The sequence below is a fragment of the Neorhizobium galegae genome (assembly GCF_017877055.1).
Classification (GTDB): Bacteria; Pseudomonadota; Alphaproteobacteria; order Rhizobiales; family Rhizobiaceae; genus Neorhizobium; species Neorhizobium galegae_D.
Genome location: NZ_JAGIPG010000003.1, coordinates 86,927 through 99,949, shown reverse-complemented (window position 1 = coordinate 99,949; position 13,023 = coordinate 86,927). Strand labels below are relative to the sequence as shown.

Sequence of the window (13,023 nt, the reverse complement as noted above, 5' to 3'; positions counted from 1 at the left end):
CGCCGCCTTTGAAGAAGGCGCGGTCCCGCATTCGTCTCATCCGGCATCTTCCGCAGCGCGATCAGAATCGCGCGTCAAACGCTCCGGCAAAGGGATCAATAGGGCTCTTCCGGTTCCACGGCCTACGCCCCATCAACGCCTCCACCACGGCGGCCTGCATCGCCTCATGGGTGGAATAGGCGTTTATATAGGTCGGCACCCGGGGGGCGTCGTAGAGATAATAGGGAAAACCGAAGGAAATCATCACGGTCGGCAGGCTCGTCCACGGCCGTTTCATGGCCGCTCTGAAATCCCCGTGAAGTGCCCGCCAATCGAGAAAGATGCGCCCGCGCGTCAGAAGGGCCTCTTCGCCGAACAGATAGAGGACAAGATCGTGCCCGTCCGCATCGAGCGGCGTGCCGTAGGGATTGAGGGTCACCTCGAAACCCTCGGCAGCCAGCATTTCCGGCAGCTTGAAATCCAGCCTCGCATTCGGCATCGGCTCGACGATCCCGCCGGAAACGACAAGGATGCGGCGATGCTTTTCGGGATCGAGCGGCAGCGTGCCGTTCCTGTCCTTCACCAGAGTCGGGGCGCGAGCGAAAGCTTCGTGAGCGAGTTTTTGGGCGGGAGCCGCACCGGCATGGACCGGCATCTCGACGGTGCGATGCAGGCCGAGCGAAGCCTTGAGGGCGAGGACGCGTGTGACCGCATCGTGGAAACGTTCTGCCGGAATGCGCCCGGAATGGACGGCGTCACGCACCGCAGCAATTTCAGCCTCCGGCCTGGAGGAGAAAAGGACCATGTCGCAGCCACCCGCAATGATCTCGATCTTCGCGTCGTGCGCCGGCATCACGCCGGAGAGACCTGCCATCTCGCTTGCGTCTGAGACGATAAGGCCGTTGAACCCGAGCTCGCCGCGCAGGAGCGCGATATTGAGCGGAGCAGAGACTGAGGCCGGCAGATAGGCTTCTTCGCCGGCATCGGGATCGCGTTCCAAGACATAGGCCGGCAGCGCGATATGCGCCGACATGACGGACTTGACCCCTTGGTCGATGGCGGCCTTATAGAGCGGGCCGAAGGTGGCGCGCCATTCTTCCATCGACAGCGGATTGATCGTGGTGACGAGATGCTGGTCGCGTTCGTCATATCCTTCGCCCGGCCAGTGTTTCACGGTCGCGGCAAGGCCGAGCCGCTGGAAGACACGCATCTGCGCCAGTGCGTGACGTTCGATCCGCGCCGGATCCGAGCCATATCCCCGGGTAGCGACGATCGGGCTGCGAAAGGCCGCGTTGATATCCAGCACCGGCGTGAAGGACCAGTTGATCCCGACGGAACGGGCTTCGCGCGCCATCAGGTCGGAAATCGCCTCGGTCAGCTCGACATCATCGACGGCTGCCAGTGCCAGCGGATTGGGGACGGCCGTGCCGAAGGGGAGGCTCATGCGGGAGCCTTCGAGATCGGCGGAAACGAGCAAAGGCACTTTGGCCTTGGCCTGGATCGCGGCCATGTGCTCGCGTTCCCTGTTACCATCGGCGCCGAAATAGCGGGTGATGCCGCCCGGTTGCAGTTCGCCGAGGCGGATAATCTCCGTCTCGCGGTCGTCACCGCGCGAATTGAGATTGAAAAGCTGGGCTGTACGGGCGGTATCGTCCAGAGACTGAAACGTCCGGGTCACCCAGTCGAGGGCTTCGCGATCGAGATTGAAGGGTGCTTTCGTCAGATGATCCAGTGTCGATGGCATCGATCCCTCCGTTCAAACCTGCTCGGTGAACGCGCGCTCAAGCGCCTCTAGCTTTTCCCGGTCCAGTTCCGGCCAGGCTGTTGCGGCCTGCACGAGCGTTTTTGCGGCGAGTGGGGCGGGCAGCGGTTTGTCGGCAAGGCGAGGAACCTCCGCGATCAGGATGCGGCGCGTCGTTTCGTCGGCCATGAGCTCGGCAATGGGAATATTCGCCACACGAGCCCCTTGTGCGAAATCGCTCGCTTGCGCCACGCTCCGCTGGCCGGAAACCACCTGTGCCCATTGTCTTTCGATGAGCAGGTGTTCGGTCCCCACCGGCCCCGTTTCCGGAAGGCCCAGCCGCTTGAACTGATCGGAGGGCGCATCGGAGGCACGCAATAGTTCGACCAGCAGCCCGGCCATACGCAATTCAATCCTATCGTCTCTGAGCGGTTTTTTCTGTTCGGGATCCGTCTCAAGATCGTAGAGCAGGGTCCCGAAGACCCAGGGTCCCCGGATCGTCCATCCCGGTATGCGCAGGACAGGAGCCCCTTTGGTAAAGGAAAAAGGCTGCGCGAGCTCCGCCTTCGACAGTTCGTCCGAAGAGAAGCGCGCGCGCATGTGGGTCGGCATCAGCGTATATTCATGGAGCGGCGAATTGTCCTCGGTTGCGCAGCAGCGCATATAAACATAACGGCCGTCGGTGACACACACGTGCCCCCCGAAATTCCCGAATAGTCCGGCAGTGCGGACCGGGGCGTCCCTTCTGACCGTATCGAGAAGCGGTTTTCCCTGCATATCGGGCGTCGGTTGGAGACCGAAAAGGTCGAGCAGCGTCGGCGCTATGTCTATGGTCTGGACGAGCGCGGAGCGCCGCTCGCCGGCAACCCTGGCCCGCGGATCCCAGACGAAGAAGGGAGTGTGGATCGTCTCGTCGTACCACGGCATGACGGATTTACCCCACCAGCCCCTTTCGCCGAGCATATAGCCATGGTCCGTGCAGACGATCAGCATCGTATCGTCCCACAGGTTCTTGTCGTCCATCATGTCAAGCAGCCGGCCAAGATTGCGGTCGCACATCGAAAGCAGCGCCAGATAGCGGTGCCGCGCCTGGAGGACCCGTTCTTCCGCCTCGGTCACGCGGTCATAGGGCGGCCAGTCGAAATCCTCGCCGGTATCGGGGTAGAGCGCATGATATTCGGCATAGCTGAAAAACGGCTCGTGCGGATCGAAGGTTTCGATCTGCAGCATCCAGTCGTCCTGGCCGGCGTTGTCTTTTATGAATTGCAATCCGGCATCGAAGGTCCGGGTCTGCGGATGGTCACGCTCGTCCTTGAGATGGGTCCGGTTGATGGGATCCTGCCGCCGCATCTGGTAGAGGAAGTCGACGAGGCGCGTGCGATCCACACCTTCGACGAAGCCTTTCCAAAGGTCGCCTTCCTGGCCGCGAAAAAACTCGTGCGAAGAAAAGCGCGTGTGATAGGTGGCTCCGCCATCCTCCCAATAGTGCTGATGATCGGTGACCAGATGCGTGTAGATGCCGGCGTTTCTCAGCAATTCCGGCACGCTGTCATCGAAAGGCTCGATCGGCGACCAGGACCGGTGGAGAAAGTTGTACCGGCCGGTATGCATTTCGCGCCGCGCCGGCATGCAGGGCATCGAACCGGCATAACAGCGGTCGAACGTAGCAGTCTTGTCAGCAAGCCGCACGAAATTGGGTGCATGGGCGGTCGTGTCGCCATAGGGCGGCAGAAGGCGGCGGTTGAGGCTGTCGAACATCAGGACAATGGCGCGCATGGCTTAGGCCGTCATTTCTAGCGCGCGAAACGCGGCGCGCCGTTCGGCCTGCCTTGCGGGATCGGCAACGGGGGCGGCGAGAAGCAGGCGCTTCGTGTAGTCGTGAGCGGGGCGAGCCGTCACCTGATCGCATTCTCCGAATTCCACGATTTCGCCGAAACGCATCACCGCGACACGATGCGAGATGTGGCGCACCGCAGCCAGATCGTGGGAAACGAAGAGATAGGCGACACCCGTCCGTTCCTGGATTTCGATGAACAGGTCCATGACCCGCGATTGGGTGGAAAGATCGAGTGCGGAGACAGGCTCGTCGCAGACGATAAGGCGCGGAGAGAGCGCCAGCGCGCGGGCAATGGCGATACGCTGGCGCTGGCCGCCGGAAAATTCGCGGGCAAACCGTTCTGCCGCGTCGCTTGGCAGAGCGACCTGATCGAGCAGCTTTCGGACCTGTCGGGAAGCATCGGCACGCGAGGCGAGCCTTCGTGCAACAATCGGTTCCGTCAGGATGTCCTCGATCGTCATCGACGGATTGAGCGAGCTGTAGGGATCCTGGAAGACCGCCTGGATGGCCGCCTGGCCTTTGCGCGCGCGGGGCGGTACCCCGGCGATATTCTCGCCGTCGAACCATATCTCGCCGGAGCTGACCGGGCCGATGCCGAGAATGGCGCGCCCGAGCGTCGTCTTGCCCGAACCGCTCTCGCCCACCAAGCCTACGGTTTCACCGGGGCGGATGGTGAGATTGACGTGTTTCAGGACATGGTGGGCGCCGAAATGGACGTTGACGTTGCGGCAATCAACAAGGATCTGATTGTTCATGCCCGCATTCCTTCCGTCACCGGCGGTCGATATGTGCGAGTCTCTCCATCTTCGAGAACGGAATCGAGAAGCATGCGGGTGTAGTCATGCGCCGGCGCGGCGAAGAGGTCAGCCACCGCGTTGATCTCCACGATCCTGCCATCCTTCATGACGGCCACCCGATCGCAGCTGTCCGCCACGACACCGAAATTGTGGGTCACCAGCATGACCGCCATGTTGAACTCCTTTTGCAGATCGCGCAGAAGATCGAGGACTTCCGCCTGCACGGTTACGTCGAGCGCGGTGGTGGGTTCGTCGGCGATCAGAAGGTCCGGGCTGCAGGCAACCGCACCGGCAATGAGGACGCGCTGGGCCATGCCCCCCGAGATCTCGTGCGGATAGGCGCGAAATACCCGCTCCGGATCCGGCAGCTTCACGCGGGCAAGCAGTTTCAGCGCCCGCCGCGTCGCTTCCGCCCGCGAAATCCCGAGGACCGTCATCATCGGCTCGACGAGCTGGAATCCGATCCGGAACGCCGGATCGAGATTGGCCATCGGCTCCTGGGGAACATAGGCTATGCGCTTGCCGCGAAGAGCCCGGACCTCATCCTCGGAGGATTTTCCGAGATCGATGCCGTCGAACAGGATGGAGCCGGAGAGAACCCGGCCTCCGGGCGACAAAAGCCCGAGGATGGCAAAGGCCGTCTGGCTCTTGCCCGATCCGCTTTCGCCGACGAGCCCGAGAACTTCGCCGCGCCTGAGGCTGAGGCTCACGCCCTTGACGACTTCGCGCCAGCCGTCGTTCGCAGGATAGGCAACGACCAGATCCCGCACGTCGAGGAGCAAGTCGGGTGCGGCTTGCGGCAGCGGTTCGCTCACCGCCAGGGGAAGGGCCTTCGGGGCTCTTACCTGCGCGCCGCCCTGCTGCATGCGGTCGCGGATGGCGTTCGCAAGCAACACCAGCGACGCCACCGTTGCCGTGATTGCCAGCCCCGGCCAGAGGATCGCCTGCGGCGAGACATAGATGTTGGAGAAGGCGTCCTGCAGCATGCCGCCCCAGGTCGGCGTGCTGGGGTCGCCCAAACCCAGGAACTCGAGGCCGGACTGGACGACAATGGCGATGCCGGCGACGATGGAGGTCTGGATCACCATCGGCGCCCGCACCGAAAGCAGGATATGGCGGGTGATGATCCGTAGATCACTAAGCCCCGACACCCGTGCGGCGTCGATATAGAGTTCGTGCTTGACACCGTTGACGAGATTGCGCGTCAGCCGGAAAAAGCCCGGCGACAGCATGACCCCGAAGACCGCCATCGACAGGTAGATCGAGGCCCCGAGCGCCTGATAGAAGGCGAGCAAAACGATCAGCGCCGGCAGTGCCATGATACCGTCGGCGATCCAGCGGGCCACCAGATCGAGCTTCCTGCCGTAAAAGCCGGCGAAGAGCCCCGCCGTCACCCCGATGGATGCGGCGATGACCACCGTGATCAGCGCGCCGAGGAATGTGTTGCGGCCGCCATGGACGAGACGGCTCCATATGTCGCGTCCCGAACCGTCGCCGCCGAGGAGATAACCGTCGCCGGCGACAGCATTGACCTTGAATATCTGAACGGCGGACGGATCGTTGGGGGCAAGCAGAGGAGCGAAGAGCGCCGATGCGATGACGATCAGCAGCGCCAGCGAAGCGACAAGACCCGTCGGATTGGTGAGCACCGAGCGGACGAAATGGCGGCGCTGCGAAGCGGCAGGGATTGGCGCCTGGGCGGTGTCGATATCGCTCATGACATCCTCACCTTCGGATTTGCCCATGCGTTGAGGAAGTCGATCAGGATGTTCACCAGAACGACCACGATGATGAGGGTCACGACCACGCCCATGAGCACGGGCACGTCGCCAATCAGCGCGGCCGAGACCGTCAACGAGCCCATGCCGGGAATGGCGAATACGCGCTCGATGACGGCGGCGCCGCCGAGAAGGGCAATGAACTGTACCGAAAGGACAGTCAGAGCCGCCGGCATCGCATTGCGCAGAGCGTGGCGATAGAGCACCGAACGGGGGCTGACGCCGCGGGCGCGAAGTGTGCGCACGTAGTCCTGCTTGAGCGCATCAATAACTGCGCCCCGGATCTGCTGGGAGGCCGAGGCTATTCCCGAAAGCACCAGCGACGTTACGGGAAGCACCAGGGAAGCCGCCCATGCGGACGGTGAAGCACTGAACGAAACATAACCGGTCGCAGGCAACAACCCGAGCTTGACCGAGAAGGTGAGGACCAGCAGCAGGCCGAGCCAGAAGTTCGGCATGGCAAAACCCGCGACGCTGACGACCTGGATGGCACGGTCCGCCCAGCCACCACGGACAGCCGCAGCAATGCCGAGCATCGCCGAAAGGAGCGCCATCATCGCCACCGCGATCGTCACCATCGACAGGGTGACGGGCAGCCGGCTTGCAAGTGCCGACGCCACGCTTTCGCTCATCGTCCATGACGGGCCGAGGTCGCCGCGGACGGCATGGCTCACCCAATCCCCGAATTGGACCATCAGCGGCCGGTCGAGCCCTAGCCGGCTGTTCAGCGCCGTCACCTGGTCGGCCGTCGCGTTCTCACCGAGAATGTTGCGGGCGACATTGCCCGTGGCGCCGAAAACCATCATGAAGGTTACGGTCGAAACCAGGCAAAGCAGCGCGATGCCGGAAGTGACCCGTTTCAGAAGATACCGTATCATCGGCGTCCGAACTCACTTTGCAGGCGCATAATTGCGCGGCCAGGGCACGATGTTCTGCGCCTGCATCTGGACCTTCACCTGCGCGCTGGAAATGTAGATGCTGTCGATGCGGAACCAGGGCGCAAAGAAGGCATTCTCGACCATGTATCGATTGGCGGCCTGCATCGCGGCATTCTGCTCCTTGCCTGGAGGCGTGTACTGGGCTTTCTTCAGGAGAGCCTCCAGCTTTTCGTCCTTTGCCTTGGAGGTATTCCAGGGGGAGTTTGCGAAGGCGAATTTGTTGAAATCGGCCCAGGGCGACTGGCTGCCCAGACGGAAGAGGAACATCGGGTATTTACCAGACAGCAGCTCGGCGATCGTGACATTCGGCGGAACTTTCACCCAGCTGACGGTGACGCCGATATCCTTGAGCTGCTGGGTGATGATCGGCGTATAGGGAGCAAGCGTGCCGATATCCGGCATCGTGACGCTGAAGCCGTTTGGATAACCCGCTTCGGCAAGCAGGGCCCGGGCCGCCTTCGGGTCATATTGATAGGTTCCGTCGAGCGATGGATCAAATGCCTCGCTTGGCGGAACGAAAGGCTGATCCGTGACTTCGCCATAACCCCGGGCGACGAATTTCAGGATCGCTTTTTCGTCGAATGCCATATTGAGCGCGCGCCGGACGCGGACGTCGGACAGTGCCTTCACCATCTTGCCGTCGCGGTCGGAGAGAAACAGACCCAGCCAGTCCACGGGCAATCTGGAAACCGTCAGCTTGCTCGCCTCGGCCTCGGTGACGACCTGCCCTTCGCCCGCGGCGGCGTCCACCTGGCCGGATTTCAGCGCATTCATCCGCGCGCTGAGATCGTTGATCGGCGCGATCGTCATGGTTTCGAACGGAAAGGCGCCGGCATTCCAATAATCCGGATTGCGCTTGTAGACGTATTGCCGCCCAGTCACCGAGCGCGCCGTGTCGTAGATGTAAGGCCCGGAGCCGATCGGGAGCATTTTGGAATCAGCCTTGCCGAGCGTCGCGGGGCTCGCCATCGCGCCGCCGACGGTCGCCAGATTGAAGAGCATGCCCGGATCTGGCTCCTTGAGGTACAGCTTCACCTCGGCCGGGCTTACGATCTCGACATTCTTGATGGCGCCAGCCATCCAGGTGTTCTGCCCGACGCCATCGCGCAGATATTCGAGGTTTGCCTTCACCGCCTCCGCGTTGAATGGTGTACCGTCGGTGAATTTGACGCCTTCTCGCAACTTGAGCGTCAGCTCCGTGCCATCGCCGTTGAAGCGCCATTCGGTGGCCAGGTTCGGCATCGTCTTGCCGTCCGGGGCAGTGTAGAGCAGCGTGTCGAAGACCGGCATCCAGTATTGGGCGCGATGGCCGATGGAAAGGCCGGCGCGGTCGAAGGTGTCATTATCCAGAATGCCGGCGATCGCAAGCGTCTCGGGACTGTTCCCGACCTCTGCCTGGGCGACCGGCGGCATGGATAAAAAAACCGCCATCAAGGCGGACAAAATCAATCGGTTTCGCATGCTCTCCTCCCCGAGAGCCTGACTGCCCACTCCCCGGCCAGACAGGCTGCATGTAGCGAATAAGATACTGCCAAATACACATTCTTGGCGTTCCGTAGCCATACCAGTTGAGGCAATGCACGAAAAATGCAATTAACGGCGTGACCGATAAACGAAGCTTATCACTGCCATGCTGGATCAGATCACCCACCTCTTCCGTCTTCAAGCGATCGTGGAGGAAGGCAGTCTCCGTCGTGCCGCCGAGCGGCTGAATCTCACGCAGCCTGCCTTGTCTCGATCTCTCGCCCAGTTGGAAGCACATTTCGGGCGACCGCTTCTGGAGCGGCATGCACGCGGCGTTCGTCCGACGCTTTTCGGCGAGAGGGTATTGTCGGAATCGTTGCGGATGATGCGTCACTGGGAAGTGGCCGAGCAGGAGCTCATGTCCGACAGGGCAATAGGCAAGGCCTATCTGCGGATCGGCGCCGGACCGATGTGGCGTCCGGCAATCCTGCCAGAGCTGCTCGTCGACATGCAGCGACGGTTCCCCAAGATCGTGTTCGAACTCAGAAACAGCCGTTATGCGACCTCGCTCACCGATCTCCTGGAGGGGCGCCTCGACATCTTGTTCACGGGCGTGACAATCGATGATCCGCAGGACTTTCGCCTCGTCGCACTTGCGCTGACGAAAGTGATCAACAATGTCATGGCGCGCGAGGATCATCCGATCTTCGCCGCACGCGATGCGGCAGGAGCCGTTCCGCCTGAGCGCCTGCTCGATTATCCCTGGCTCGTCCATTCCGAGCTTCCGATTTATCAAGCAACCACGCAGCACGGTCTTTTCGAGCGGCTGGGGCGGGAGCCCGACATTCGGTTGAGCTGCGAGAGCTTGCATTCGACATTGTCCATTCTTCAGCGGAGTGATTGCCTCTGCCTGCTGCCCGATGCGGCCGTTCTTGCGACCTCCTCGCCGCGCATCGTCCCGGTGCCGGTCAACCTCAATTACAGGCATGCGCGGACGGGAGTGATCTATCGCGAAGAACTGAGCGACTGGGCTCCGGTGCGCCAGCTGATCGCACTCTGCAAGGAGCGGTTTCATCTCGAAAACCCACCGGAGACCGGGTCAAGCGATCAGCAGTGATCAGTTTCCAGCATCGCTTGCTTCTGAAATTGCATTATTTCCGCATGGCCTGACGCGGTATCCTTGACCAAGGCGGTGGGTTCAATGGTTGCGATCATACGTATTCCTGCCACCCGCATGCGAGGGAGGAATACTTGCGACCGAATATCATTTTCATCATGTCGGATGACCATGCTGCGCGGGCGATCTCCGCCTACGGCGCAGGTCTCAACCACACCCCCAATCTCGATCGCCTCGCAAAGGAGGGTGTGAGACATGACGCGACCTATGTGACGAATTCGATCTGCACGCCGTCGAGGGCCGCGATCCTGACCGGCACGCACAACCACGTCAATGGCGTCACGACACTGGTGACGCACATGAACAATCGTATCCCCAACGTGGCCAAGCTTTTGAAGGCGGCAGGCTACCGCACCGGCATCTTCGGCAAATGGCATCTCGGCGAAGGTCCCCTCCACGAGCCGAAGGGGTTCGATGACTGGGCCGTCGTTCCTGGGCAGGGCGACTATTGGGACCCGGCCTTCATTGATCGCGATGGCCGGCAGCGAATTCCGGGTTATGTCACCGATATCATTACCGACAAATCGATCGATTTCATCGAACAAGGCGACGGCCGCCCGTTCTTTCTGATGTGCCACCACAAGGCGCCTCATCGTAATTTCGTTCCCGACCACAAACACAATCATCTCTGGGCGGAAGAGGACCTTCCGCTGCCGTCGACGTTCAACGACGATTATTCCGGCCGGGCAGCGGCGGCGGCCGCCGCGCGCATGCGCGTCCGGTCCGACCTCAACTGGGAGGATCTCGGGCTCGTGCAACCAGAAGGGCCGGCCACAGTCACGGGAGAACTGATGCTGGATCAGATCCCGATTCGCCGCGTGCCTGAACTTAAAAGTGGCGAAAGCATCACCGTGGTATGCGCGTCCACCGGCCGGAACTACGCCTTCACCGATCCACAGGCTTTCGCGGAATTCAAATACCAGCGTTATATGAAGCGCTATCTCCGGACGGTTCAATCCATCGACGACAATGTCGGCCGCCTGCTCGACTACCTCGATGAAAAAGGCCTGACCGAGAACACGCTGGTGATCTACACCTCCGACCAAGGCTTCTTCCTTGGCGAGCACGGCTGGTTCGACAAGCGTTTCATGTACGAGGAAAGTCTGCAGATGCCGTTCCTGGCGCGTTACCCGGCGGCGATCCCGGCCGGCACGACCAGCAGCGATCTCGCTTGCAATGTCGATTTTGCGCCCACCTTCCTGGATTATGCAGGAGTGCGGACGCCTTCCTTCATGCAGGGGCGGTCGATGCGACCCGTGCTGGAGCAACGGACACCGGCAGACTGGCAGCAATTGGTGTACCATCGCTATTGGATGCACAATGATGCGATTCACGGCGCCTGGGCGCATTACGGGGTGCGCGACACCCGCTACAAGCTTATCTACTGGTACAACGACGATCTGGGACAGCCAGGTGCCCGACCGAACGGCGCGCCGCCGGAATGGGAGTTATTCGACTGCGTGGAAGATCCGCACGAGTTGAGGAACGTCGCGGACGATCCGGGCTATGCGGCAGTTTTCCGCGAGATGCTCGATAAGCTCGACACCTATATGGCCGAGATCGGCGACATCGCCGAGCATCCCAGGGGACGGGTTTAGGGATTGTCCCTTCTGAAGATCCAGTCATGGTCCGGGTGGTTCTTGAACCGCCATTTGCGGATCGGCCCGGCCATGACGTTCAGATAATACATCTCGTAGCCATAGGGCGCGCCGCAGGGGTGATGGCCCTTCGGCACCAGCACGAGATCGTGGTCCGAGACGGCCATGGTCTCGTCAAGCGAGCCGTCTTCGGTGAACACCCGCTGGAAGCCGAACCCCTGCGCCGGGTTCAGCCGGTGGTAGTAGGTCTCTTCCAGATAGGTCATGTCGGGGAAATTATCCTCGTCATGCCGGTGCGGCGGATAGGAGGACCAGTTGCCGGCCGGCGTGAACACCTCGGTGACCAGCAGGCTGTCGGCGACGTCCCGCTCTTCCATGGCGATCGGGAAGATGTAGCGGGTATTGGCATCCTTGCCGCGGGTATTGAGAGAAAGCCCTTCCGGCCCGATCACCGCCGCTTCGCGTCCGGGCTTGGCCGGCGCGGTGCAGACCGCGAGCGTGCATTCGGTTGTCGCCTTGGCGCTCCAGTCGGAACCGGCGGGCACATAGACGCAGTGCGGCGGCTTGCGCTCGAAGACGTTCGTCCGGTCGCCGAGCTCGCCGAAAGCCTTGCCTGCTCCGGAGATATCCGCCCTGCCCTCGACCAGCACGAGGATGACTTCCGTATCTCCCGTCTGTTCCGCAGCGCTTTCGCCGGGCTTCAGGCGGTAGAGGCCAAATCCGACATAACCCCAGCCGGCATCCCTCGGCGTCACGTCATGCACCTTGCCGGATGCGCCTTTCGGCTTGCGCAGCAGGTTCGTCATGCGTTGCTCCTCCCCTTGTCGAGGCCGGCGGCTTGCGCCATCGCCTTCAGCGAGGAAAGACCCATGCTCTGGTATTCGAAGGGATTGCGCACGTCCGGGTCCTGTTCGGCCTCGATCACCAGCCAGCCTTCATAACCGTGGTCGGCGGCGATCTTCAGCACTGGCGGAAAACTCACGCCCCCTTCCTTGTCGCCCGGGACGGTGAAGACGCCGCGGCGGACGCCTTCGAGAAAGGAAAGGCCTTCGTTGCGCACCTGCGCGGCGATATCAGGCCGCACGTTCTTGGCATGGATATGCCCGACGCGAGCCATGTGGTTTTTTGCGGCGCGCTCCGGGTCGCCGCCGCCAAACAGGCAATGGCCGGTATCGAGCAGGAGCTTCGCATGCGGGCCGGTATGGGCCATCAGCTTGTCGATCTCGGCTTCGCTCTCGACGATCGTGCCCATGTGGTGGTGATAGACGAGGCTGATGCCCTGCCCGGCCGCAAATTCCGCCAGAGCCTCGACACCGGCGCCAAAGGATTTCCACTCGCTGTCGGGGAGTTTCGGACGGTCGTTGACGGCCTTGCCGTCGTCGCCGTGGATGGCATTCGACGTCTCGCAGACGATGATGACTTTCGAACCCATCGCCTTGAGGAGATCGAGCGCCGGCTGCATAGCTCGTTTCTCGTCCTCGACGGAGTTGACGAGCAGGTTCAGCGAATGCCAGCCGGAAACATAGCGCAGCCCGCGCGGCTCCAGCACCGCCTTGAGCGCTGCCGGCTCCTGCGGAAACTTGTGGCCCTTCTCGATGCCGTCGAAACCGATCTTCGCGGTCTCGTCGAGGCACTGGTCGAGGCTGATATGGGCGCCGAGCGAGCGGTCGTCATCGTTCGACCAGGCGATGGGATTGGTACCGTAGAGGATCAT

The 13,023-nt window shown here is 61.8% G+C and carries 10 protein-coding genes; 2 read left to right on the top strand and 8 right to left on the bottom strand.

From position 1 onward, the window contains the following. Positions 1-61: 61 nt before the first annotated feature. From J2857_RS19720 to J2857_RS19695, 6 genes are read right to left on the bottom strand one after another with little or no spacing between them, the layout of a single operon-like run. A complete protein-coding gene (locus tag J2857_RS19720; protein ID WP_210011814.1) occupies positions 62-1,723 on the bottom strand; it encodes a glycoside hydrolase family 3 protein in 1,662 nt (553 codons plus the stop codon). Between the two features lie 12 nt (positions 1,724-1,735). Then, a complete protein-coding gene (locus tag J2857_RS19715) occupies positions 1,736-3,496 on the bottom strand; it encodes a sulfatase (protein ID WP_210011813.1) in 1,761 nt (586 codons plus the stop codon). A gap of 3 nt (positions 3,497-3,499) precedes the next feature. Further along, complete coding sequence (locus J2857_RS19710; RefSeq protein ID WP_210011812.1) at positions 3,500-4,312, bottom strand: ATP-binding cassette domain-containing protein; 813 nt, start codon at positions 4,310-4,312, stop codon at positions 3,500-3,502. Next, positions 4,309-6,072, bottom strand: a complete 1,764-nt coding sequence (locus tag J2857_RS19705; RefSeq protein WP_210011811.1) for a dipeptide/oligopeptide/nickel ABC transporter permease/ATP-binding protein — start codon at positions 6,070-6,072, stop codon at positions 4,309-4,311. Before J2857_RS19705 ends, J2857_RS19710 begins: the two co-directional genes overlap by 4 nt. Next, the gene (locus tag J2857_RS19700; protein ID WP_210011810.1) at positions 6,069-7,010 is read right to left on the bottom strand and encodes an ABC transporter permease; all 942 of its coding nucleotides are present in this window, start codon (positions 7,008-7,010) and stop codon (positions 6,069-6,071) included. Before J2857_RS19700 ends, J2857_RS19705 begins: the two co-directional genes overlap by 4 nt. Before the next feature lie 12 nt (positions 7,011-7,022). Beyond that, on the bottom strand, positions 7,023-8,531 hold the full coding sequence (locus J2857_RS19695) for an ABC transporter substrate-binding protein (RefSeq protein ID WP_210011809.1): 1,509 nt from the start codon (positions 8,529-8,531) through the stop codon (positions 7,023-7,025). 169 nt (positions 8,532-8,700) lie between these two features. On the opposite strand from J2857_RS19695, the gene J2857_RS19690 reads away from it, so the two are divergent. Then, on the top strand, positions 8,701-9,651 hold the full coding sequence (locus J2857_RS19690) for a LysR family transcriptional regulator (RefSeq protein ID WP_210011808.1): 951 nt from the start codon (positions 8,701-8,703) through the stop codon (positions 9,649-9,651). A 134-nt stretch (positions 9,652-9,785) separates the two neighbouring features. Further along, positions 9,786-11,309, top strand: a complete 1,524-nt coding sequence (locus tag J2857_RS19685) for a sulfatase family protein (RefSeq protein ID WP_210011807.1) — start codon at positions 9,786-9,788, stop codon at positions 11,307-11,309. On the opposite strand, the gene iolB is transcribed toward J2857_RS19685, so the two are convergent. Together iolB and iolE are read right to left on the bottom strand one after the other, a co-directional pair. Next, the gene (gene iolB / locus J2857_RS19680; protein WP_210011806.1) at positions 11,306-12,115 is read right to left on the bottom strand and encodes a 5-deoxy-glucuronate isomerase; all 810 of its coding nucleotides are present in this window, start codon (positions 12,113-12,115) and stop codon (positions 11,306-11,308) included. The genes J2857_RS19685 and iolB overlap by 4 nt on opposite strands. Continuing rightward, positions 12,112-13,023: a myo-inosose-2 dehydratase gene (gene iolE, locus J2857_RS19675; RefSeq protein WP_210011805.1), complete on the bottom strand. Its 912-nt coding sequence runs from the start codon at positions 13,021-13,023 to the stop codon at positions 12,112-12,114. The genes iolB and iolE overlap by 4 nt, the downstream gene beginning before the upstream one ends.